Annotated in this window: 22 protein-coding genes and 3 pseudogenes; 14 read left to right on the top strand and 11 right to left on the bottom strand. The window is 58.9% G+C overall.

Annotated features, from left to right (window positions below):
- Positions 1-989: 989 nt before the first annotated feature.
- Together M1D68_RS16635 and M1D68_RS16630 are read right to left on the bottom strand one after the other, a co-directional pair.
- Positions 990-1514, bottom strand: a complete 525-nt coding sequence (locus tag M1D68_RS16635) for a DUF2867 domain-containing protein (RefSeq protein ID WP_420765762.1) — start codon at positions 1512-1514, stop codon at positions 990-992.
- 24 nt (positions 1515-1538) lie between these two features.
- Positions 1539-2183 (bottom strand): DJ-1/PfpI family protein, encoded by a 645-nt coding sequence (locus M1D68_RS16630; RefSeq protein ID WP_434559733.1) that lies wholly within the window; start codon positions 2181-2183, stop codon positions 1539-1541.
- A gap of 125 nt (positions 2184-2308) precedes the next feature.
- On the opposite strand from M1D68_RS16630, the gene M1D68_RS16625 reads away from it, so the two are divergent.
- From M1D68_RS16625 to M1D68_RS16615, 3 genes and pseudogenes are all read left to right on the top strand, one after another.
- Positions 2309-2869, top strand: a complete 561-nt coding sequence (locus tag M1D68_RS16625) for a TetR/AcrR family transcriptional regulator (protein WP_434559731.1) — start codon at positions 2309-2311, stop codon at positions 2867-2869.
- Between the two features lie 204 nt (positions 2870-3073).
- A complete protein-coding gene (locus M1D68_RS16620) occupies positions 3074-3871 on the top strand; it encodes a hypothetical protein (RefSeq protein WP_457967795.1) in 798 nt (265 codons plus the stop codon).
- Between the two features lie 43 nt (positions 3872-3914).
- A pseudogene (locus tag M1D68_RS16615) lies at positions 3915-4043 on the top strand (chlorhexidine efflux transporter); the annotation flags it as partial.
- A 75-nt stretch (positions 4044-4118) separates the two neighbouring features.
- Here M1D68_RS16615 and M1D68_RS16610 read toward each other — a convergent pair.
- Together M1D68_RS16610 and M1D68_RS16605 are read right to left on the bottom strand one after the other, a co-directional pair.
- Positions 4119-4295 (bottom strand): DUF3606 domain-containing protein, encoded by a 177-nt coding sequence (locus M1D68_RS16610; RefSeq protein ID WP_434559727.1) that lies wholly within the window; start codon positions 4293-4295, stop codon positions 4119-4121.
- Positions 4296-4456: 161 nt separating this feature from the next.
- The gene (locus M1D68_RS16605; protein WP_457967793.1) at positions 4457-4885 is read right to left on the bottom strand and encodes a DUF2628 domain-containing protein; all 429 of its coding nucleotides are present in this window, start codon (positions 4883-4885) and stop codon (positions 4457-4459) included.
- Between the two features lie 303 nt (positions 4886-5188).
- On the opposite strand from M1D68_RS16605, the gene M1D68_RS16600 reads away from it, so the two are divergent.
- Positions 5189-5899 carry an AzlC family ABC transporter permease gene (locus M1D68_RS16600; RefSeq protein WP_420765767.1) on the top strand — a complete coding sequence of 237 codons (711 nt, stop codon included), beginning with the start codon at positions 5189-5191 and terminating at the stop codon, positions 5897-5899.
- Positions 5896-6204 carry an AzlD family protein gene (locus M1D68_RS16595; protein WP_186707518.1) on the top strand — a complete coding sequence of 103 codons (309 nt, stop codon included), beginning with the start codon at positions 5896-5898 and terminating at the stop codon, positions 6202-6204. The genes M1D68_RS16600 and M1D68_RS16595 overlap by 4 nt, the downstream gene beginning before the upstream one ends.
- Before the next feature lie 48 nt (positions 6205-6252).
- Here the strand turns inward: M1D68_RS16595 and M1D68_RS16590 are convergent, their stop codons facing one another.
- Together M1D68_RS16590 and M1D68_RS16585 are read right to left on the bottom strand one after the other, a co-directional pair.
- Positions 6253-6459, bottom strand: coding sequence for a hypothetical protein (locus M1D68_RS16590; protein WP_420765768.1), 207 nt, complete (start codon positions 6457-6459; stop codon positions 6253-6255).
- Between the two features lie 232 nt (positions 6460-6691).
- The gene (locus M1D68_RS16585; protein WP_457967791.1) at positions 6692-7903 is read right to left on the bottom strand and encodes an MFS transporter; all 1212 of its coding nucleotides are present in this window, start codon (positions 7901-7903) and stop codon (positions 6692-6694) included.
- A gap of 129 nt (positions 7904-8032) precedes the next feature.
- Here M1D68_RS16585 and M1D68_RS16580 point away from each other — a divergent pair, with 129 nt between their 5' ends.
- Positions 8033-8521 carry an anti-virulence regulator CigR family protein gene (locus M1D68_RS16580; protein ID WP_457967789.1) on the top strand — a complete coding sequence of 163 codons (489 nt, stop codon included), beginning with the start codon at positions 8033-8035 and terminating at the stop codon, positions 8519-8521.
- 16 nt (positions 8522-8537) lie between these two features.
- Here the strand turns inward: M1D68_RS16580 and M1D68_RS16575 are convergent.
- A pseudogene (locus M1D68_RS16575) lies at positions 8538-8669 on the bottom strand (metal ABC transporter ATP-binding protein); the annotation flags it as partial.
- 43 nt (positions 8670-8712) lie between these two features.
- A pseudogene (locus M1D68_RS16570) lies at positions 8713-10560 on the bottom strand (sigma-54-dependent Fis family transcriptional regulator); the annotation flags it as partial.
- 359 nt (positions 10561-10919) lie between these two features.
- Here M1D68_RS16570 and M1D68_RS16565 point away from each other — a divergent pair.
- The 6 genes from M1D68_RS16565 to M1D68_RS16540 are packed head-to-tail and all read left to right on the top strand — an operon-like array spanning position 10920 to position 16865.
- Positions 10920-12014 carry an ABC transporter ATP-binding protein gene (locus M1D68_RS16565; protein WP_420765772.1) on the top strand — a complete coding sequence of 365 codons (1095 nt, stop codon included), beginning with the start codon at positions 10920-10922 and terminating at the stop codon, positions 12012-12014.
- Complete coding sequence (locus tag M1D68_RS16560; RefSeq protein ID WP_420765773.1) at positions 12014-13123, top strand: ABC transporter ATP-binding protein; 1110 nt, start codon at positions 12014-12016, stop codon at positions 13121-13123. Before M1D68_RS16565 ends, M1D68_RS16560 begins: the two co-directional genes overlap by 1 nt.
- Entirely contained in the window at positions 13120-13986 is an 867-nt protein-coding gene (locus M1D68_RS16555; RefSeq protein WP_420765774.1) for a carbohydrate ABC transporter permease, read from the top strand. The genes M1D68_RS16560 and M1D68_RS16555 overlap by 4 nt, the downstream gene beginning before the upstream one ends.
- A gap of 10 nt (positions 13987-13996) precedes the next feature.
- A complete protein-coding gene (locus M1D68_RS16550) occupies positions 13997-14797 on the top strand; it encodes a carbohydrate ABC transporter permease (protein ID WP_420765775.1) in 801 nt (266 codons plus the stop codon).
- 10 nt (positions 14798-14807) lie between these two features.
- Positions 14808-15080 carry a DUF2160 domain-containing protein gene (locus M1D68_RS16545; protein ID WP_030142071.1) on the top strand — a complete coding sequence of 91 codons (273 nt, stop codon included), beginning with the start codon at positions 14808-14810 and terminating at the stop codon, positions 15078-15080.
- Positions 15081-15122: 42 nt separating this feature from the next.
- Entirely contained in the window at positions 15123-16865 is a 1743-nt protein-coding gene (locus tag M1D68_RS16540; protein ID WP_420765776.1) for an ABC transporter substrate-binding protein, read from the top strand.
- Positions 16866-16954: 89 nt separating this feature from the next.
- Here M1D68_RS16540 and M1D68_RS16535 read toward each other — a convergent pair whose 3' ends face one another.
- Positions 16955-17893 carry an alpha/beta hydrolase gene (locus M1D68_RS16535; RefSeq protein WP_434559717.1) on the bottom strand — a complete coding sequence of 313 codons (939 nt, stop codon included), beginning with the start codon at positions 17891-17893 and terminating at the stop codon, positions 16955-16957.
- A 186-nt stretch (positions 17894-18079) separates the two neighbouring features.
- Here M1D68_RS16535 and M1D68_RS16530 point away from each other — a divergent pair, with 186 nt between their 5' ends.
- Positions 18080-18307, top strand: a complete 228-nt coding sequence (locus M1D68_RS16530) for a hypothetical protein (RefSeq protein ID WP_420765782.1) — start codon at positions 18080-18082, stop codon at positions 18305-18307.
- 94 nt (positions 18308-18401) lie between these two features.
- Positions 18402-18944, top strand: a complete 543-nt coding sequence (locus M1D68_RS16525) for a hypothetical protein (protein WP_434606710.1) — start codon at positions 18402-18404, stop codon at positions 18942-18944.
- 49 nt (positions 18945-18993) lie between these two features.
- On the opposite strand, the gene M1D68_RS16520 is transcribed toward M1D68_RS16525, so the two are convergent.
- Both M1D68_RS16520 and M1D68_RS16515 read right to left on the bottom strand, forming a co-directional pair.
- Positions 18994-19788, bottom strand: a complete 795-nt coding sequence (locus M1D68_RS16520; protein WP_457967785.1) for a ChbG/HpnK family deacetylase — start codon at positions 19786-19788, stop codon at positions 18994-18996.
- Positions 19760-20935 (bottom strand): GNAT family N-acetyltransferase, encoded by a 1176-nt coding sequence (locus M1D68_RS16515; RefSeq protein ID WP_434606705.1) that lies wholly within the window; start codon positions 20933-20935, stop codon positions 19760-19762. The genes M1D68_RS16520 and M1D68_RS16515 overlap by 29 nt, the downstream gene beginning before the upstream one ends.

The raw sequence follows: 20935 nt of genomic DNA, 5'->3' as shown, positions 1-20935 counted from the left end.
CAGTCCGCTCAGCACATGGCCGGAACACCCCAGCACTGTCGCGCATCTACCGAAAAACGCACAATCGGAGTGCTCGGCAGTGGATGTGTACAGGATCGAGTTCGAGAACGACCGTTGGACACTTTATAAATCCCATGGCTACAAACCGATCCGCCAAGCGGACAGCCAAGGCGAGTTGATCGATCATGTTCTTGCCTTGACGCGGGGAGAGGGTGTCGTGGTTCGGTTCATTGCAGACGGCGGTATACGCGAGGTGAGATTGGGGGATGTGCAGGGGGACGAACCGCGTTCTGATTGAAGTGCCAGCGCCATGGTCTGCCCAACCCCATATCAATGAGCGAGAGGGCACACCAATGGCCGACGAGGAAGGGAAAAGGGGACGGATTTTTTTGCCGCTGCTGTAAAACTGCGACGTAGGATTTCTGAAAATGTCCTCAAGCGCGCTAATCAGGCCCACCCTGGCGACCCGCAACACACAGCGTCTGATCGATCAAGTCGGATAGTGGTTATTCGAGTCGAAATCCATCCTGAATTGCGGGCTGATATCGAGTTGGTACTCGCAGCCCATCCTTTTGCACTAAGACCGGATAATTAAAGTTTTTACCGTCTGCATGATTAGCAAAGGTCAGACACTTCCCAGTTACATGGGGTGTGATCAGCGATATCACGAGCCGGCAGCGGCTCGATCCGGCCAACTTCGCCATATTCATATCGCTCTACCACCCCAAAAGTTCAGGGCTTCCGATCGGCAAGCCTAAAGAAAATGCGACATGAAGCGGCCGCAGTTGGATGCCGCTTTAGTCTACGTACAGGGCGAGCTTTACGAAGACCGATACATGATCCTGGCATTCGCGCCGTATGAATCCCCTTTGCCAATTTCTTAGCTCAAAACCCTGGTCTGTTCCTAGTCTTTCGCCATCCCTTTTTGGGGCGGCTTCGCCACCCAGCGGGAGCAAGCTCCCTCGCCACGGGGTTTGTGGTGTCGCGGCTCAGGCAGCCAAAGGCCAACCAATGCGCGCTGCACGGCGCAGGCTCGCCTTAACAACCAAGCGATGAAATGGCGCAATCACGAAGATATAGGCCCGGCCCAGACGGTTGTGACACTGGACCACGGTTGAGAAAACCAGTTGGCGACTACCTTCCTGCTCTACCTCTCCAGAGCACAGGATCGATATGCGGAAGTCGAGGTGCTTGTCGTCCTCTCCCAGCACGATTTCAGTCTGGTCGGTGCTGTAGACCTTGAAGATTTGAATCCGATGAGCAAGTGTTGCCAAATGCCTCGCTGTCTTGAGCCCAAAACGGGCAACGACAGTGTCTCGGACTTTCATGAGCCATCCGATCCAGGATGGCTGGTGGGAAAGGATGAATCGGGCGAGCACCTCTGGATCGCTGGATGTGCCCGCAGGGAGGCGAATCGCAAAAGCGTCCGCCAGGTTCGTCGACTTGTAAAGGTGGGTGACGCCGGACCTCGAGGGGACGGGCACGGACATAATGAGCTCAAATTCTCGGGGCATCGGAGATCTCTTCCTGAGTGCTAACTACCAATTAGATGACATGCCTTGTCGCGTTTCTTGTTGGGAGGTGGCCACTTCTCCTTGTCGGATACTGAGCCCGATCAGCGCATCATACAGCGCCTGCTGCCCGGCGGGCAGGACAGGGAGCAGCGTCGCGCGGCGCTTGTCGGCATCGAACCAGGACTCAACCAACCATCCCACCAGATAGAGCGCCGAAAGGCATCCGCCAGCGGTTGCGACGTTGCCCTGGCATACAAGAGGCTGGTCCACGGGCTCAAGTCCCAGGGCTTGCAAGCCCGATCGTGCATCCGGGTGTGTCGTTGCTCGGCCGCTGAGCAGCCCAAGCCGTTGGAGAATGAAAGCGCCGGCGCAGATGGAGCCGATTCGCTGGCGTTTCGGGTCAAGTTCAAACGACGGTAGGAAATCCGGGGAGGCCAGTGCGGCGGGTATTCCTTCCTTGCCGCTGGCGAACAATACCGCGTCGGCATTATTGGCCTCGGAAAGCGGACCGTGCACCGAAACAGGCAGGCCATGCGCCGATCGTACGACAGGGCTGGAACCCAATATTCGGACGTGCCAGTCCTCGGTGTTGCGGCCTAAGATGTCCCACATCAGGAATAGGTCGATATCGGTGAATTGGTCGAAAGCAACCAGGACGATTTTCTTCAAGGCGAGCTCCATGAAAAGTGCTGGCGTGCAAAACGCAACGGCCATCTTTGCTGGTGTTCGCAGGGTATCTATCGGTTGCGCGCCATACAGGTCTGTATGGTGCTAAATAGGGAGTGAAATAACGAATGGAAAAACTAACGCGTCACCATTGGATCGCGGCAGGTTTCGAGGCCCTCGATCAGACAGGGCATATTGGCGTGTCAGCCGAGAGTCTATCGCGCCGTTTGAATGTGACCCGCGGATCGTTCTATCACCATTTCCGCAATCGCGATGATTTTGTCCGCACCTTGCTGGCCGCTTGGGAAGAAGACTACACGGAGCGCATGCTCGCTTTTGCGGCCCAGGGTCGTAGCGCGGGCGAAATCTTGAAACGCTATTTGAATATTGCCGCTGAGAAACAACCTGGGCGGGAAGTCTCCATCCGAGCCTGGTCGCTGCACGATCCGTTGGTGGCCGAGTTTCAGCAGCGTGTAGACACACGACGATTGGACTTCGCGATACGGACATGTCGTCGCTTGGCCCATAGGCCAGGCGAAGCAGAAGTGATGGGGCAGGTAGCCCACCTGTGCCTGATCGGGGGGCAACAGGCGGGGCTGCGGCGTGATGCCGCTCGTTTCAACCGTTTCGTGCATCGAGCTTTTTCACTTTTCGAAGGGGCTCTCCCACCGTGGCGATCCAGGTCGTGAGAAGCATAAACAAGGGACGTCCGTGATCTGATAGCGTCGTGTAAAAGGGCCATGAATGGGCCGTTTGAATGGGCAAACCATGTGTTCCGATGTCTATTCGGAATGAGGACCGTTAATGCCGTACAACTACACGAATTGCCGCTACCTGGTCTTTGGGATCCCAGCTCCAATCCGATGTACCTCCGGGCCCTCTCGATACTCAGCATGACGATCTCGATGAATGCTGAAGCGACGTTATCAAATGCATGGGGAGAACATTTGATCGTTCTTGCGGTTTCTGCTTTCTACGCCAGCGCGTATGAAAAAGCCTTCAATAGCGGCGGTCGCTGTCTATTTCCGATAATCTTTCACGCCGGAACCCGGATCACCCACGCAACTCAAGGAAGAGACATGAACAGGACGCTCTGTACCGCACTGAGTCTTTCGATTATTGCGTCATCTGCCGGGTGCGCCTCACAAGCTGTAAAGGAACCGTTTAAAGCGCCCCAGATTTACGGTTATACCTTGGGTCAACCGCTTTCCAGCGATGAGTTCAAGGCGCTTTCCGGGACCGGAGGCGAGTCGCTCACGGGCTCCAAGATTTACAAGCGCGTCGATGAGCAAGGCGATACCTACGAGGTCTTCCTCGATCATCAGATTCGCCCAGATCTCATTACGAAGGCGAGTCGTGCTTTTGTCAGTCAGCCTGAATGTGAGGCTGAATTTGAGGTGCAGGTCGCCCAGTTGAAGCAGCTCCTTGCCAGTCACGAAGACCGTACGCCAGTGACGGGTGATCGTTATGTCAGCTTGAGCACCACGCCATGCAATGTTGACCGGTATGATCAATCCCAAACCTATCGTTATGCCCTGATCGTGTCCGTGGACACCGTCGCCGCTCCCTCGAAACGAAGCCTGGGCGATAAGATCCACGATGCCTACGGGGCCGTCGGGATGACTGTGTTCGTCATCGCCCTGTTGCCGTTTGCGCTGGTTGCTTTGGCCGTTGATAAGGCCACCGATTGAGTTTCGTTCGGTCTCGGTTTTCTGTAGGAGAGGTAGTCCGGAGTGGGAGCGCCGCCAACCCAGCCGCCATCGCAACTGGCAGCGGCGGTTGCTGCATTTCCTTGGATTTGAAGGCGGCTTGACGCTGATCCTCACGCCGGTGATTGGCGCATGGTTGGGCATCAGCCTGTGGTTTAAAGTGACTCGTGTTAACCAGACTCAATATGTAGCCAACGCATGCCCTACGGAGCACCGTAGGGCCAATGCATCATTTTTTAAGTTGTTCGCGAACATCGGCCACCATCGGCCCAGCAGCCTTCACCGCTGCCTTGAGTACTTCTTCAGTCACGTCGAACTCATTCGCCCAGTACTTCAACTCCCAAGCTTCGGTAATGTTGATGCGGTTCCTGTCCTGCGGCCCGCGGTTGCTCAGGTCATCTGCCATTGTCGAGTTCCCTATGTAAGGCCTGGTATCGCCAGGCGACATGGGGTAGACAATTGGGAGGCGCTATCTGCGCAATAAAATTGCCCAAATTTCCACGACTCGGAAACAAAGAGCCCGCACACTCATAACGAGGTGCGGGCTCTTGAGACCCAAGCCTGCATTCAGAGACGCATGCCTTTGAACGGGTTCCAGCCTTGCTCGCCTTTCACTTCCTTGAGGTAGTACGCGTAGTTGGTCATCAGCGCATACATCATCGACATGGCGATGCTCAGACCCGTGCTCAACGGCCGCGGAAACTCCATCCCAATGATGGAGAAAATGACGCTCAAGGCGATGTTAATCGCCAGGAAAATACCCAGCAGGGCCAGGTTCTTCTTCCAGAGGCCCAGGACGAACAGGTAGATAGGGCCGAAGAAAAATGCGATCACGTTTGCATTGATCAGTATTTTTTTCTTGAAGCCAGGCAGCGCCTTGAAGGCTTCCTTGTAGCGCGAGTCGCTTGGCGCACCGTAGGTGTTAAAGAAGTCGAAGCGTTCCTGCCACTTGGTGCTGTATTTACCAGTGCTTTGTACTTGTTCAGTCGTGCTCATTTTCAAGGTTCCTGTTTCCATAATTAATTTTTCTTTCTTCCAAGAAATCCTGTGCTCTGGTTTAGAACATTGGCTGCTTTGGTCTATTTGTCGAAAACGCACGTGAAACTTCAGAGGCGCCCATTTTGCCGCTTTAAGGCTGGAGGTGTGGAACATTCCGCACTGGCCGCTTGTGCGGTCGCCTGGTCTGTGACGGGCTTCACTCTATTGATTTGCTGGATTGCCCGCTAAAAAGTTCTCGGCATACAGAATCAGCCTCATACTCCCGGTTTTACACCGTGGAAAACCAGAAGAGGCGATGTTTTGTCGAACGATCAATCCCATCTGTATGAGCTGACGCTGAAGCAAGTTTACGACGGTTTCAAGCAACTGATCCCCATCTCTCTTTTTGTCGTCGTGTTCGGTGTTGCTTTCGGCCTGGCGGCCGCACAAACGGGCCTGAGTGACACGTCAGCCGTGCTCATGAGCACGCTGGTTTTTGCCGGCGCTTCTCAATTTGCCGCGCTGGATCTGTGGGGCCAGCAAGTGCCGGTCGTTCCGCTGATGATCACTGTTTTCGCCATCAACGCCCGGCATTTGTTGATGGGCGCGACGCTTTATCCGTGGTTACGGGAGCTACCCGTTGCCAAACGATACGGTGTCATGTTGGTTGTTTCGGACGCCAACTGGGCCATGGCGATGCAGGCGTTCAACCGGGGCAAGCCGGGACTGGGGATTTTATTCGGTGGCGGCATTGCACTCTGGATCACTTGGATCCTGGGAAGTTGGCTGGGACTTCATTTTGGCAGCGTCATCGAGAACCCGGTCAGTTTCGGGCTCGATATGGTGATGGGCTGTTTCTTGTTGGCGATGGTCGTGGGTGGGAAGAAGAACCTGCGCATGTTCATCATCTGGACCGTGGCGGCATGCTCATCGCTATTGGCCTACTGGTATTTGCCGGCTAACAGCCATGTCGTGGTGGGTGCTCTGGCGGGGGGCGTTCTGGGCGCAGTGTGGATGGAGAAACAACAATGAACATTGAAACGGCGGGTTATGGCACCTTGCTTGTCATCTTGATCATGGCCGCAGTAACCTTGGCCACTCGGTGGGGCGGTGTTTTCGTGATGTCGTTCGTGCCGATCAACTATCGGGTGCAGCAGTTCATCACGGCCATGTCCGGCTCGGTGTTGGTGGCGGTGCTGGCTCCGCTGGCGGTTAAAGGTGACAACGGCGCACGCCTGGCTTTGCTGGCCACGGCAATCGTCATGCTGACACTGAAAAAACCGCTGCCGGCAATTGCAGCCGGCATACTTGCAGCGGCTTTAGCCAGACAGTTTTGAACGGCCGAGTCGCCCGCTTACAAACGGGCGACTCCGCCCTGTCAACAGTCAAAAACTCAGCGCAGCCGCTTCCCCGAACGAGTGATCCTGTATACCCGTCATGAAGTGCAGCGACATCTCCTGTGGCGCCTCGATGGGCGGAATTTCAAAACTTCCCACCACCTGTCCCTGAAGCGCACTCAACCGCATCGACTCTTCTTCCTTTAACTTTGCCATTCTCGCGTGGTTCGCTGCGATTTCGTTGAGAGTTGACACGGTACATCTCCGTTTGCTGACCAAGCATTGATAAATGTGCTGCCGCGTCAGAATCATGTCGTTCTTGGCTGCTGAGACAGGCCAGTGCAAACCCTGAGCCAGACATGGCCGCCTGTAGATTCCAACATTTAACAGGTGACGAATGGTGGGTAGACGCGCATCGACGCTGGCAACGATGCAACCATGCCTCAAGAATAAGTCACTGATAATACAAGCCGAGGCTCCGGCGGGGTTAATCTGAATCGGTGCGGTAGACGCTTGTCCCCTGTGCTGATTGCCTATTCATCACGACCACACCGACGCCGATCAGGCTGGTGACCACCGCCAGCAGCACAATCACCTCCTGCGTCCCAACCGGTGCCGCCAACACCGCGACGAGCAAGCCCGCGAACGGTTGCGACAGGTTGTTGAGCAGCGTAATCACGCCGACGGTCTTGCCAAAGTCCTGTGGGGGAATGACCTGCTGACGGATGCTGCGCATGTAGACGTTGAACATCTTGTCGAAACCGACGATCAGCAGGAAACCGACGACGTAGCCCCAGATGTTCGGGCTGAGCGCGGTGATGAAAGCGCCGACGGCAATCAGCGTGTAGGAGAGGGCGCCGAGAAGTTTCAAAGGCAAGGTGACCCGGGCCAGGAGAAACAGGATGACGATGGTGGTCACGGCACCGGCCGCCTGCAACCCGGCGTAATCATCTTTTCCGGCGCCATAGTGGCCGATGACCATGGCCGCCGACGTGGCGAGGGTGACGCCGATGATCAGGTTGACGCCCACCGCCAGGCTGATGACTTTTTTCAGTTCCGCCAAGTTGCGGATGTGACCCAGGGCAATGCGCAGTGGGTTCAACCAGAGGTCGTGGTGTTGCTCGAAGGACTCAAGGGTGACCGAGCTGGTGCGTTGCCAGTACAACATGGCCAGGTCTGCCAGCAGGAACAGTCCGGCGATCGCCAGCAGCACCCAGTGCCACGCCCACACTTCAAGCAGCAGCGCTGCGACCAGCGGGCCCAGTACCAACCCGGTCTGGTCGGCGATTTGCGAATAGGACAGCGTCTTGGTGTAGGTGTAGTGCTTGAAGATGTAAGGCATGACCACTTCGCGGGCCATAATGCCTTGGGTAGTCAACACGCCACAGAGGGCCGACAGGGCCACGATCCAGTAGACACCGCCAAAGACGCCATAGAGCACGACTGCGACGCCGCAGGCTGCGGCGCGATAGACCTGGCTGATGTGCAGGATGCGAATCGGCGGAAACTTGTCGCACAGCGCGCCGCAGATCGGGAACGCCAGGTAGCGTGGCAAGGATTCGACAAAGAACGCCAGGCCCGCCCAGGAGACGCTGTTGGTGGTCTGGAAGACAATCAGCGGGACGATGAACAGCAAGATCTGATCGGCCAACCGCGAGAGGAACATCGAGACGAAAAAAGCCAGGTAATCCTTGCGCATGAAGCTCCTTGATTGCGGTGTTCAGGGGTTGTCCGGTCCAGGCAAGCGACGCGCAGCGTGATATGGAACTAATATCACCGTCAGTCTCTATATCTTTACAGGGGATGTCCCTTCTTCGAGAGAACTGCCATGTTCAAATCGCGCTCGTTGATTGCCGCAGTGACCTGTTTCGCCCTGGCGGCCAGCCCTGGCATTGTTGTCGCGGACCCGGGAAACGGCAAGGGAAACGCTCAATTTGATCAAGGTCCCGGTCAAGGGCAAGGAGGCAAGGGCGGGCAAGGCAACAAGGGGCGGCAAGGGAATCCTGGGAACAAGGGCAACCAAGGTGGTGGCGATTGGCATAACGGCCCCAGCATCGATCGTGGCGGCATCCTGGGTGTGATTGGCGGTTATCGCGATTATTGGAGCCCCAGCCCGGCATTGCCGCCGGGCATTCAGAAAAACCTGGCCCGAGGCAAGCCGGTGCCTCCCGGCATTGCGAAGAAGCTCGATGGCCGGCTGTTGGGACGCTTGCCGCACTATGACGGTTATGAATGGCAGCAGGTCGGCTCGGACCTGATCCTGGTGGCGATTGCCACTGGCATCATTTATGAAGTGCTCAACGGTGCGTTCGACTGAGCCGGAGCTTCCAGTTAGGAAATGAAACCTGTGGGAGCGAGCCTGCTCGCGAAAGCGGTGTGTCATTCAGCATTGAGGTTGGCTGACCCGACGCCTTCGCGAGCAGGCTCGCTCCCACATTTTTTCCAGGTGTTCTCGGGTAGCGCATTTCCCCCTGCGGGAGTGAGCTTGCTCCCACAGGATTTGTATCGGCTTTCCAGCTGCCGCAGGCGTTTGTACAAGGTATTGCGGCTGACTCCCAGCCGTCTCGCCAGATGCGAAATATTCCCGCCCACGGCCTGCAACTGGCGGTTCAAGTCTTCAGCATCGTTGAGGTCCACCGTCAGTGGTTCGGGCGTTTCCACCGGCTCCATGTCCAGGTCGACAAAAAAATCGTCGGGCAGGTGCTCTGGGCGGATCGGTTGTTCCTCGGCCATCGCCAAGGCGACTTGCAGCACGCTGCTGACTTGCCGCAGGTTGCCGGGCCAAGGATGCCGCTCGAATAAATCCGTCACTTCACGGCTCAGGCCGGCCCATTGGGTCGGTTCGCGGTGATGTTCCCAAAGGCGTTTGAACAGCGCCTGCTTGTCGCTGCGTTCGCGCAGGGGCGGCAGTTCGAGGGTCAGGCCGCCGATGCGGTAGTACAGGTCCTCACGAAAACGGCCCAGTTGCACCTGTTCACGCAACGAACGGTTGGTGGCGGAGATGATGCGAATGTCCACCGGGAACAGCTCGGCGCTGCCCACCGGTTGCACGCAACGTTCCTGCAGGACCCGCAACAGCCTGGCCTGGGTCGGCAGGGGCATGTCACCGATCTCGTCGAGGAACAACGTGCCGCGATCCGCTTTGCGGATCAGGCCGATGCTGCCTTTTTGATTGGCGCCGGTGAAGGCGCCTTTTTCATACCCGAACAGTTCCGATTCCACCAGCTCCGCTGGAATGGCCGCGCAGTTGACCGCAATGAACGGCTGTTGGCAGCGCGAGCTGGCCTGGTGCAGAGCCTTGACGAACACTTCCTTGCCGACACCGGTCTCGCCGTGGATCAGCAGCGGAATATCTTTTTCCAGCAAACGCTCGGCCTGCCGCACGGCTTTTTCCACGCGGCTGTCGCCGAAGTGCAGCGAGTTGAGGCTGATGCCGGTATTGGCCGGTGCTGGCGTGGGCGAGGGCGCCGGTTCGGCGAAGATGCGCGGCTTGACCGAAACCTGTTTCGGTCGCCTGAGCACACACTGGAACCGATTACGTCCGGAGGCCTGCAAGGCGAACGGCAGGCCGTCGGGCTGGTTCAGTAATTCCATCAGCGAGACCTTGAACAGGCTTTCAATGCTCACCCGCGACAGGCTCAGGCCCAACAAGTTGTCGGCGCGGCGGTTGGCCGAGAGCACTTGGCCGCTTTCATCGAAGATCAGCAGCCCGGCCCATTGGCTGTCGAGGTTGTTCAGGCCGGTGTTGAACGTCAGCTGGAAATGTTCACCGCGAAACAGGTTGAGGATCAGCCGATTTTCCACGGTCTGGCTCATCATCTTGACCATGCCCAGGGTATGGGAGGGCGGCAGGTAGCTGTCGCTGGAGACGTCCAGCACGGCGATGACCTTGCGCTCGGCATCGAAGATCGGGGCGGCGGAGCCGGTCATGAACCGGTTGGCCTTGAGGAAGTGTTCATCGTGTTCAATGTGAACGGCCTGCTCGCAGGCCAATGCTGTGCCGATCGCGTTGGTCCCGGTGCAGCGCTCCATCCAGCTCGCCCCGGCGCTGAAGCCATGGGCCAGTTTCGGTTCGATGAAGCGCTGGGTGCCCCAGGACGTCAGGACCTGTCCTTGATTATCGGCCAGCATGATCAGGCAATTGGAGTTGCTCAGGATGTTCTCGTAGTACGGCAGCACTTCCTGGTGAGTGGTCTGCACCAGTGAATGCTGGCTCTCCAACAACTGGGCAATACCTTCGGCCGGCAGTTGGTCGAACGCGGGCACGCTCTGGTGGTTCAGGCCAAAGGCACGGCAACGGGACCAGGAAGCCTGGATGATGGCCTCGTGGGACAAGGCAGGAGCAGGTGCGGCCATGGGGCACTCTCGCAGGTGCTGTTTTTATTGTTGTGGCAAGTCTCGCACAGAGTCCTTGTGCTGGGGCAGGCCCAAACACCACATAGGTGTTCGGCCCTTGTGGGAGCGAGCAAGCTCGCTCCCACAAGGGCATGGCAGGCTAGCCGAAAGCGTTCATTGAGTGTTGTTCAAAATTGTTCATTGTCAACCGACTGGTTGTTCAGTTGTTCATTCATGGTTGTTCACTTGTGTTCATCAGTAAACGTCTTTTTTCAGTGGATCAAACGAAATACCAGCCTGATCAGTGACTTATGATTTCTGGCACGGCTTTCGCTTTCTTACTTGGGTCGCTTGACTCCAAATAATAAAAAGGCCGAGCCATGTCATTAAAGCTTGAGCACATCTGTCGCACCGTCGAAGGCCAGACCTGGATCGACGATGCCAATCTGAATTTCGAACCCGGATCCTTCAACGTTTTGCTGGGCCGCACGCTGTCCGGCAAGACCAGCCTCATGCGCTTGATGGCCGGGCTGGACAAGCCCGACAGCGGCCGCATCCTGATGAACGGCGTCGACGTCACCCAGCGCCCGGTGCGGTTGCGCAACGTGTCGATGGTCTACCAGCAATTCATCAATTACCCGACCATGACCGTTTTCGAGAATATCGCCTCGCCGTTGCGCCAGGCAGGCGTGGCCGAGGAGATCATCCAGGGCAAGGTCCTGGAAACCGCGAAAATGCTGCGGATCGAGAAATTCCTCAAGCGCCATCCTCTGGAATTGTCCGGAGGCCAGCAGCAGCGCACGGCCATGGCGCGGGCCCTGGTCAAGGACGCCGAGTTGATCCTGTTCGACGAGCCGCTGGTGAACCTGGACTACAAGTTGCGCGAAGAGCTGCGCCAGGAAATGCGCGAGCTGTTCGAGGCCCGTCATACCATCGCCGTCTACGCCACCACCGAGCCTAACGAAGCGCTGGCCTTGGGCGGCACCACCACCATTCTTCACGAAGGCCGGGTGATCCAGAGCGGCAAGTCTTCTTCGGTCTATCACCAGCCACAAACCGTGCTGGCCGCCGAACTGTTTTCCGAACCACCGATCAACCTCATGCCGGGGCGTATCGCCGGCAATGAGGTCAGCTTCGCCAATTTCGTGCATTTCCCGCTGAACGTCGACCTGCGCCCGGTGGGCGAGGGCGAGTTCCGTTTCGGCGTGCGCCCCAGCCATATTTCCCTGGTGCCGAGCAACGACGATGACCTTGAACTGGCGGTGACCGTCGAGGTGGCCGAGATCAGCGGCTCGGAGACATTCCTGCACGTGCGCAACGAACATTTCCTGCTGGTGCTGCATTTGCCGGGGGTGCATGAATACGACGTGGACGCGCCGATCCGCATCTACATTCCGACCCACAAACTGTTTGTCTTCGACGCCGAGGGCAAGCTGGTCCAAGCCCCGGGTCAGCGTATTGCGAGGGTTGCCTGATGGCCGAAATTCGTTTGCAGAACCTCGCCCACAGCTACACCAGCACCCCGGCGAGCCCCGAGGACTACGCGATCCGCGAGATGAACCACATCTGGGAGCAGGGCGGTGCCTATGCGCTGCTCGGGCCTTCGGGCTGCGGCAAGTCCACCTTGCTCAACATCATTTCCGGCTTGCTCAGCCCTTCCGAAGGGCAAGTGATGTTCGACAGCAAAGTCGTCAACGAACTGTCCCCGGAGCGGCGCAACATCGCCCAGGTGTTCCAGTTTCCGGTGGTCTACGACACCATGACGGTGTTCGACAACCTGGCATTCCCGCTGCGCAACCAGGGCATGGCCGAGGCGCGGATCCACACCAAGGTGCAGGAAATCGCCGAGGTCCTGGACCTGCAGAACCTGTTGGATAAAAAGGCCCGCAACCTCACCGCCGACGAGAAACAGAAAGTCTCGATGGGCCGTGGGTTGGTGCGCGACGATGTGTCGGCAATTCTGTTCGACGAGCCGCTGACGGTGATCGACCCGCACCTGAAATGGAAACTTCGGCGCAAGCTCAAGCAGATCCACGAGCAGTTCAACATCACCATGGTCTACGTCACCCACGACCAGTTGGAGGCCTCGACGTTTGCCGACAAGATCGCCGTGATGTACGGCGGGCAGATCGTGCAGTTCGGCACACCCCGGGACTTGTTCGAGCGCCCGAGCCACACCTTCGTCGGCTACTTCATCGGCAGCCCGGGAATGAACCTGATAGAGGTCACGGCGCAGCCCGGTGGCGTTGGCTTCGGGTCGACCCATTTGCCCCTGTCGCAAACCTTGCAACGGCGTGTCGCCGAAGCCGAGGGCAAAAGCCTGAAGGTCGGCATCCGTCCGGAGTTCGTCCACGTCTGGGATGGCCCTTACGACGACGCGATGCGCGCTGACGTGGTCCACGTCGAAGACCTGGGCACCTACAAGATCTTGACCCTCAACCTCGATGGCGCTCCGCTGAAAGTGCGTCTGGCCGAAGACAAGCCGGTGCCGGAAGGCACGGCGTACATCAGTTTTCCGGGCCAATGGCTGATGGTCTATGCCGATGAATATTTGCTTGAACCGGTGGGCGAGGTGCAGCCATGAACAAGGTGCAGAACAACAAGGCCTGGTGGCTGGTGTTGCCGGTGTTCCTGCTGGTGGCCTTCAGTGCCGTGATCCCGATGATGACCGTGGTCAACTATTCGGTGCAGGACATCTTCGACCAGTCCAGCCGATATTTCGTCGGCGCCGACTGGTACAAGCAGGTGCTGCTCGATCCACGGCTGCACGATTCGCTGTTGCGCCAGTTCATCTACTCGGCGTGCGTGCTGCTGATTGAAATTCCCCTGGGTATCGCCATTGCCCTGACCATGCCGACCAAAGGCAAGTGGTCGTCCCTGGTGCTGATCATTCTGGCGATTCCGCTGCTGATTCCGTGGAACGTGGTCGGCACCATCTGGCAGATTTTCGGCCGCGCCGACATCGGCTTGCTGGGCTCCACGCTCAATGGGCTGGGCATTAACTATAACTACGCGGCCAACACCATGGATGCCTGGGTCACCGTGTTGGTGATGGACGTCTGGCATTGGACGTCGCTGGTGGCGCTGCTGTGCTATTCGGGGCTACGGGCAATTCCCGACGTCTATTATCAGGCGGCACGGATCGACCGGGCGTCCAACTGGGCGGTGTTCCGGCACATCCAGCTGCCGAAGATGAAAAGCGTGCTGCTGATCGCCGTGATGCTGCGCTTCATGGACAGCTTCATGATCTACACCGAGCCGTTCGTCCTCACCGGCGGCGGGCCGGGCAACGCTACCACGTTCCTCAGCCAGACCCTGACGCAGATGGCCATCGGTCAATTCGACCTGGGCCCGGCGGCGGCGTTTTCCCTGGTGTACTTCCTGATCATTCTGTTGGTGTCCTGGCTGTTCTATACCGCCATGACGCACGCCGACGCCAACCGTTGAGGCCCGCGAAATGAGCAAGAGAAAGCTGATTCCACTGCTGATCTACATCCTGTTCCTGCTGGTGCCCATCTACTGGCTGCTGAACATGTCGTTCAAGAGCAACACCGAGATCCTCGGCGGCCTGTCCCTGTGGCCGCAGGATTTCACCTTCCAGAACTACAAGGTGATCTTCACCGATCCGAGCTGGTACACCGGTTACCTCAACTCGCTGTACTACGTGAGCCTGAACACGGTGATTTCCCTGGGCGTTGCGTTGCCGGCGGCCTATGCGTTTTCCCGCTATCGGTTCCTGGGGGACAAGCACCTGTTCTTCTGGCTGCTGACCAACCGCATGGCGCCACCGGCGGTGTTCCTGTTGCCGTTCTTCCAGCTGTATTCGTCCATCGGCCTGTTCGACACCCATATCGCCGTGGCCCTGGCTCACTGCTTGTTCAACGTGCCGCTGGCGGTGTGGATCCTCGAAGGGTTCATGTCCGGGGTGCCAAAAGAAATTGACGAGACCGCCTACATTGACGGCTACAGTTTCCCCAAGTTCTTCGTCAAGATCTTCATCCCGTTGATCGGCTCCGGCATCGGTGTCACGGCGTTTTTCTGCTTCATGTTTTCCTGGGTCGAACTGTTGCTCGCGCGCACGCTCACCTCGGTCAATGCCAAGCCGATCGCGGCGGTCATGACGCGCACGGTGTCGGCGTCGGGTATCGACTGGGGCGTGCTGGCGGCGGCGGGGGTGTTGACCATCCTGCCGGGCATGCTGGTGATCTGGTTCGTTCGCAACCATGTGGCCAAGGGCTTTGCCCTGGGCCGGGTCTGAGGAGTCGATGATGGAATGGATGAACTGGACCGTCCCGACGGCGGCGTTTTTTGGTGTCATCGCCTTGTTGTTGATAGGCATGACCACATGGGAACTGCGTTCGCCGAGTATCCCTCGGCGTGGTTTCCTGCCGATTGCCACCACCCGTGGCGATCGGTTGTTTATCGGTCTTCTCGGTAGCGCCTACCTGCATCTGCTGGTGATCGGCGCCACCGACTGGAGCATCTGGATAGCGTTCGCGTTGTCTTTGGTGTGGCTGTTGGCAGTGATGCGGTGGGGCTAGTCGCTCGACGATCAGGCTCTTAAACCCAAACAGGAGGTCTCTATGTTCGATAAAAACAATAAGCTGCGACATAGCGTTTCATTGGCAGCCGCGCTGGCACTCAGCGGGCTGAGCGCTACGGCCTGGGCCGACGCCTATGAAGACGCCGCTAAAAAATGGATCGGCAGTGAATTCAAGCCGTCGACGCTGACAGCCGAGCAGCAGCTCGAAGAGTTGAAGTGGTTCATCAAGGCGGCCGAGCCGTTTCGCGGGATGAAAATCAACGTGGTGTCGGAAACCATCGCCACCCACGAGTATGAATCCAAGGTGCTGGCCAAGGCCTTCAACGAAATCACCGGGATCCAGCTGACCCACGACCTGCTGCAGGAAGGCGACGTGGTGGAGAAGCTGCAGACCCAGATGCAATCGGACAAGAATATCTATGACGGCTGGGTCAACGACTCGGACCTGATCGGTACGCACTTTCGCTACGGCAAGACCGAGTCGATCACCGACCTGATGGCCAACGAAGGCAAGAATTTCACTTCGCCAACCTTGGACCTGAAGGACTTCATCGGCATTTCCTTCACCACCGCGCCGGACGGCAAGGTCTATCAACTGCCGGACCAGCAGTTCGCCAACCTGTACTGGTTCCGCGCCGACTGGTTCGAGCGTGCGGACCTGAAGGCCAAGTTCAAGGAAAAGTACGGCTACGAGCTCGGTGTGCCAGTGAACTGGTCGGCTTATGAAGACATCGCCAAGTTCTTCTCCGAGGACGTCAAGGAGATCGACGGCAAGCGCGTCTACGGCCACATGGACTACGGCAAGAAAGACCCGTCCCTGGGCTGGCGCTTCACCGATGCCTGGTTCTCCATGGCCGGCGGCGGCGACAAGGGCCTGCCCAACGGTTTGCCAGTGGACGAGTGGGGTATCCGCGTCGAGGACTGCCATCCAGTGGGCTCCAGCGTGACCCGTGGCGGGGACACCAACGGCCCCGCGGCCGTGTTCGCCACCACCAAGTACGTGGACTGGATGAAGAAGTACGCGCCACCGGAAGCGGCGGGCATGACCTTCTCCGAATCCGGCCCGGTGCCGTCCCAGGGCAACATCGCCCAGCAGATTTTCTGGTACACCGCTTTCACGGCCGACATGACCAAGCCGGGCCTGCCGGTGGTGAACGCCGACGGCACGCCGAAATGGCGCATGGCGCCTTCGCCACGCGGTCCGTATTGGGAAGAGGGCATGAAGCTGGGCTATCAGGACGTGGGTTCCTGGACGTTCATGAAGTCCACGCCTGAGAAACAGCGCCTCGCGGCCTGGCTCTATGCACAGTTCGTAACCTCCAAGACCGTGTCGCTGAAAAAGACGATCGTTGGCCTGACGCCGATTCGCGAATCGGACATCAACTCCCAAGCGATGACCGACCTGGCGCCGAAGCTCGGTGGCCTGGTGGAGTTCTACCGCAGCCCGGCCCGCGTGCAATGGTCGCCGACCGGGACCAACGTGCCGGATTACCCACGCCTGGCGCAGTTGTGGTGGAGCCACATCGCCGAAGCGGCCAGCGGCGAGAAAACTCCACAACAAGCCCTCGATGGCTTGGCCAAGGACCAGGACGCGATCATGACGCGTCTGGAACGCTCCAAGGCTCAAGCCACCTGCGCACCTAAGATGAACCCTGAGCGCGACGCGCAATACTGGTTCGATCAGCCGGGCGCACCGAAGCCGAAACTGGCGAACGAGAAGCCTAAAGGTGAAACCGTGAGCTACACCGAGCTGCTGAAATCGTGGGAAGCGGCGCGTAAATAACGCTGCACGGCAATGAAAAAACGGCACCGAAAGGTGCCGTTTTTTTCGCGAGTTTGAACTCAAAACCAATCCCCCGTGGGATTTGCGCATCAACCCGCCTTGGCGGCGCTTGCTTGAGCGTGTTTGGCCACCGGTGTTGGCTGGGGTTTCATCAACGCATCCAGCGCCTGGCGATACGTGCGGCCCGCCAGGCTCATGCTGTTGTTGTGCGTGGCTCCTGGCACCAACAGCAAACGCTTGGGTTCACGGGCGGCGTTGAACAACTGCTCGCTGAAACGCGGCGGTACGTAGCGGTCGGCGGCGCCATGGACAATCAGCAGCGGCATGTTGATCTGGCCGATCTTGTCGATGGAATCGAACTTCTGCGACAGCAACCAGCGCACCGGCAAGGATGTGTCCGCCATCGCGGTGGCGACATCACCCAACGACGTAAACGTGGATTCGATCACCAGGCCCCTGGCCGGTACGGCGCTGCCACTGCTCGCGGCTTTCTGAGCCAGATCCGCAGCGAGATCAACCGCGACGGCACCGCCCAGTGAATGACCGTAGATCAGCCGCAAGGCCGGGTCCGGTTGCAGCGTTTCGAGGCGCTCCCAGGCGATTCGCGCGTCCTCGTAGACACTGGATTCCGATGGCAGGTCGCCCTGGCTTTTGCCGAAGCCACGGTAATCGATCGCCAGCACCGAATAGCCCAAGGCCCTCAGCTGCTGGATGCGAAACAACTGGCCCGTCAGGTTCCAGCGCACGCCGTGCAGGTACAGGATGGCCGGCGCGTCCTTGCGTTCGGCCGGCCACCACCAGCCGTGAATGTTTTCCCCGGCCCTGAGCTGCTTGGGCTTGAGATCGAATTCCTGCACACCGCTGGGAAGGCCACTGAACCAGCTCGCCGTCCCCGGCTCGATGCGAAACACCAGCTCGCGCTCCTTGTGTTGCAACACTGCACAGCCCACCGGCAAACCGGCCACTATCGCGACCATGAACGACCAGGCCAGCCAGCGCTGTTTGAGACGAGAGAATAAAGAAGGCATCGATGCGATTCGCTACGGGTAACAGAAGTTGCCTTTTAGCAGATTCGCGCAGGGGCGCGCAGGAGTTTCGGACAACTTGCCACTGGATGCCTCGCTCTGCCTTGGGAGGGCGAGTGCAAGCCGATCGAACTCTCGCCGTTTCGTCCCACTCGAAACTCAATATCCATCCTTACCGAGGACGACGCCATGACGAACGAACATTCCAAAGGACAAACCCAAGCCGACAATCATGCACCCGCCAAGGATGCCACCGGCGCCCCGGTGCCAGTGGTGGAGCGCGACGTTCACCACCCCGATCCGGCGACCGACAAGGTGGATAAGACCATCACGCCCAAGTCGATCAAAAGCCACGAGCAGGATGCCGAAAAACTGCAGGACGAGGTGGCTCAAGTGGAGAAAAAGCTCGACCGCTAGGCAAGCCTGTCATTCGTCCGGAGGGCCCTTTGCGCAACTGGAAATTACTCCACCCGTGTGCCTTACTGCCTGTTCCTTAGGGGAGGGCGACGGGATGCGACGTAGAAGCGCACAGTATTGGCTTTGGGTGAACAGTCGGCTGCCGGGCCGCAACCATGAAGAAATCCTCGACGACGGCACCCATGTCGAGGTCCAGGCGAGGATCAATCACCAGTCCGTCACGCAGGTCTTCGTCTGTGTCTATCGTCCGAACGGCGCCGTTTGGGTCGAGCAATTCCATGACCGGAGCATGCGCGAGCCGCTGTGCCAGGCGTTGGAGTGGGGCTTGGGCCGGGCGCGGGAAATCGTCGCCGGTACGGCAGGTTTCAAGGCACCGCACAAGATCCAGACGACCCTGGGCCCCTTGATCAAGGACGAATGCGCCTTGGCCCTGCGGCGCATGGACATGAGCGATGAAGAACGACTCCGGCTCAAGGCTCGGGATGCATGGGCTGAATACGTCAACGCCAAGCAAGCGATGCTCGCATTGATGCGTTCGGCCCGGGTCGACGCCGACGTATGGGAGGAGCAAAAACGTCGACTGCGCGAAGCCATCGATCGCCGCGCCTCGCTGGCGCGGGCAAGCCTGCACCACTGACACACGCCCCTCCGTGGCGAGGGAGCAAACTCCCTCGCCACGTGCCCCTTCAGTGCACATCCCCAAATTCAACCAGCGCCAACCTGCGGCCATTCTCGCCATACCCGACCTTTGGCACCCCCGCCAGGCGCCGCTGAAGCACTTGGGTCAATGAATTGCCAGGCGCCAGGCTGGCATCGCCAAAATCCCCGTCCAGTTCCAGTGGATGGACAATCACTTCCAGCGAGCCATGGACCGGCGGTGCGGCGTGGTGCAGGTCCGCCGGGGTGCAGACGTAATCGGCGGTTGCGCCGCAGAGCTGGCGCAGACGATGGTTGAGCAGCGTCTTGAAGATGCGCTTGGGCACGCTCAGGTTGGGGCCGAGGTTGCGTGCCAGGCGCATAGGCACGCCTTGTCGCGCTGCGAAGCGTGCCACCAGTTCTCCGACGGGCCAGATGTTATGCACGTGTTGATGCGAGTCCAGGTGGCTGGGGCGCAGGCCGCGGTCCAGGCAATGCTGCCATTGCGCCTGAAGTTCTGCTTGCACCGCTGCCAGATCGGCTGCTCCCAAGTGCAGGCAGTAGCGTGACAGGTTGAGGTCGAATTCGCCGTTGGCATTGCAAAACCTCCGTCGCGCCCTGATTGCCTGGCTTAGTGGCGGTCCGTAGCTGAGATTGAAATGCAACCCGATGCGTCCTTCAAGCAACGGGTGTCGGGACAGTTCACAGGCCTGGTCGAAGGCCGGCATGTTGGCCATGGCGGTGGCGGAGCTGATGACGCCTGCTTCGAACGCCCGCAGGATCAGTTCGTTTTCACTGAGGCTGAGTCCGAAATCGTCAGCGTTGATGATCACTTGGCGAGGCATGTGTGTTTTCCTGGCGCTTGGAAGAGGACGAGGCCGTCGTCGCGGTCGGTCTGGCCCGGCGCTTGCCTAGCCAAGGCTTCAGGCTTTTCCATAGCCGCAAGGCGAATCCCATGAGCAGGCCATCGGGCTGCCAGGAATAGAAACTCCAACGCCAATGTTCCAGTTGTCCGGTCATGCGTTCGTGCAGTTGATGGCTCGAATTTTCCAGGCTGACCCGTGAAGCGTCGATCCACCGCCAGTTGTCGTCCAGCCCCCAGCGAATCCATTCCTCGAGTAATACGCGGCCGCTGCCCAGGTCGGCGTGCTGTGGCAGGAACGCCAGGTTGTAGTCGTATAGTCGCCCTTGATCCAGCAGGCCCAGGCGATAGCTGATGCATTCGCCGTTCAGCTCCAGCGTCACCACCCGCACCAGGCCTTGGGCGGCGAGGGCGGTGAAGGCATGGTTCATCCATTGCCGACGCCTGGGGTCGGCGAAAATGCCGACGCCTTCCTCGCCTTTCCAGCTGGCGGCCTCCACCTCGGCAAGGGTCCGCAGCAGCGGCCCCATGCCGATGGCGTCCGGCGTGATGCGGCGAATTTGTGCACCACACGCGGCGATTCGCTTGCGCGCCCGGCGCAACTTGTAGCGTGGGTCGCCGGAAATTTCCTGGTGATCGCTGGCACTGATCAAGTGCACCGGAACCCGGCAACTGAGCCGCCGCTCCCCGGTGGAGCTCATCGCCATCCATGCACTGAGCACGCTTTGCTCGCCCACCGGCTCGACCACTTCGTTCAATTGCAGCAGCGCATGCGGTAAATACTGGCGGATCTGCGTCAGCGCCTGGCCCATGCCGTCGGCGTCCAGGCGCGCCAGTAAGGCGATACGGTCGGCCAAGGGGTAACCCAGGTGATGCAAGACCCGGAACCGCAGGCCGCCGACACGCTCCTGTCCGCTGATCAATGGCAGGCACAGCAGCAGGTCCTGGTCCTGCCAGCCCAGCAGCACATGCAACTGCTGGTCGGGCAACAGCGCGAACTCCGATGCTTGCAGCCAGGCCAAGGTGTTGAACGGCGTTGCGTCGGTCACCTGTGCGCGCAGCTGTTCAAAAGCCGTTACAGGGAAATCCGCCGCGCTCAGAGAGCCATACCATTGGAACCGGATCGCCAT

The organism is Pseudomonas sp. R4-84, assembly GCF_054130985.1.
This window is presented reverse-complemented; position numbering and strand designations above follow the sequence as displayed.

Bases quoted from the DNA above. Each gene is read 5' to 3' on its own strand.
- M1D68_RS16635 (WP_420765762.1), bottom strand. From the start codon at position 1,514: ATGCCCCGAGAATTTGAGCTCATTATGTCCGTGCCCGTCCCCTCGAGG.
- M1D68_RS16625 (WP_434559731.1), top strand. From the start codon at position 2,309: ATGGAAAAACTAACGCGTCACCATTGGATCGCGGCAGGTTTCGAGGCC.
- M1D68_RS16620 (WP_457967795.1), top strand. From the start codon at position 3,074: ATGACGATCTCGATGAATGCTGAAGCGACGTTATCAAATGCATGGGGA.
- M1D68_RS16610 (WP_434559727.1), bottom strand. From the start codon at position 4,295: ATGGCAGATGACCTGAGCAACCGCGGGCCGCAGGACAGGAACCGCATC.
- M1D68_RS16605 (WP_457967793.1), bottom strand. From the start codon at position 4,885: ATGAGCACGACTGAACAAGTACAAAGCACTGGTAAATACAGCACCAAG.
- M1D68_RS16595 (WP_186707518.1), top strand. From the start codon at position 5,896: ATGAACATTGAAACGGCGGGTTATGGCACCTTGCTTGTCATCTTGATC.
- M1D68_RS16585 (WP_457967791.1), bottom strand. From the start codon at position 7,903: ATGCGCAAGGATTACCTGGCTTTTTTCGTCTCGATGTTCCTCTCGCGG.
- M1D68_RS16580 (WP_457967789.1), top strand. From the start codon at position 8,033: ATGTTCAAATCGCGCTCGTTGATTGCCGCAGTGACCTGTTTCGCCCTG.
- M1D68_RS16565 (WP_420765772.1), top strand. From the start codon at position 10,920: ATGTCATTAAAGCTTGAGCACATCTGTCGCACCGTCGAAGGCCAGACC.
- M1D68_RS16560 (WP_420765773.1), top strand. From the start codon at position 12,014: ATGGCCGAAATTCGTTTGCAGAACCTCGCCCACAGCTACACCAGCACC.
- M1D68_RS16555 (WP_420765774.1), top strand. From the start codon at position 13,120: ATGAACAAGGTGCAGAACAACAAGGCCTGGTGGCTGGTGTTGCCGGTG.
- M1D68_RS16550 (WP_420765775.1), top strand. From the start codon at position 13,997: ATGAGCAAGAGAAAGCTGATTCCACTGCTGATCTACATCCTGTTCCTG.
- M1D68_RS16545 (WP_030142071.1), top strand. From the start codon at position 14,808: ATGGAATGGATGAACTGGACCGTCCCGACGGCGGCGTTTTTTGGTGTC.
- M1D68_RS16540 (WP_420765776.1), top strand. From the start codon at position 15,123: ATGTTCGATAAAAACAATAAGCTGCGACATAGCGTTTCATTGGCAGCC.
- M1D68_RS16535 (WP_434559717.1), bottom strand. From the start codon at position 17,893: ATGCCTTCTTTATTCTCTCGTCTCAAACAGCGCTGGCTGGCCTGGTCG.
- M1D68_RS16530 (WP_420765782.1), top strand. From the start codon at position 18,080: ATGACGAACGAACATTCCAAAGGACAAACCCAAGCCGACAATCATGCA.
- M1D68_RS16525 (WP_434606710.1), top strand. From the start codon at position 18,402: ATGCGACGTAGAAGCGCACAGTATTGGCTTTGGGTGAACAGTCGGCTG.
- M1D68_RS16520 (WP_457967785.1), bottom strand. From the start codon at position 19,788: ATGCCTCGCCAAGTGATCATCAACGCTGACGATTTCGGACTCAGCCTC.
- M1D68_RS16515 (WP_434606705.1), bottom strand. From the start codon at position 20,935: ATGGCGATCCGGTTCCAATGGTATGGCTCTCTGAGCGCGGCGGATTTC.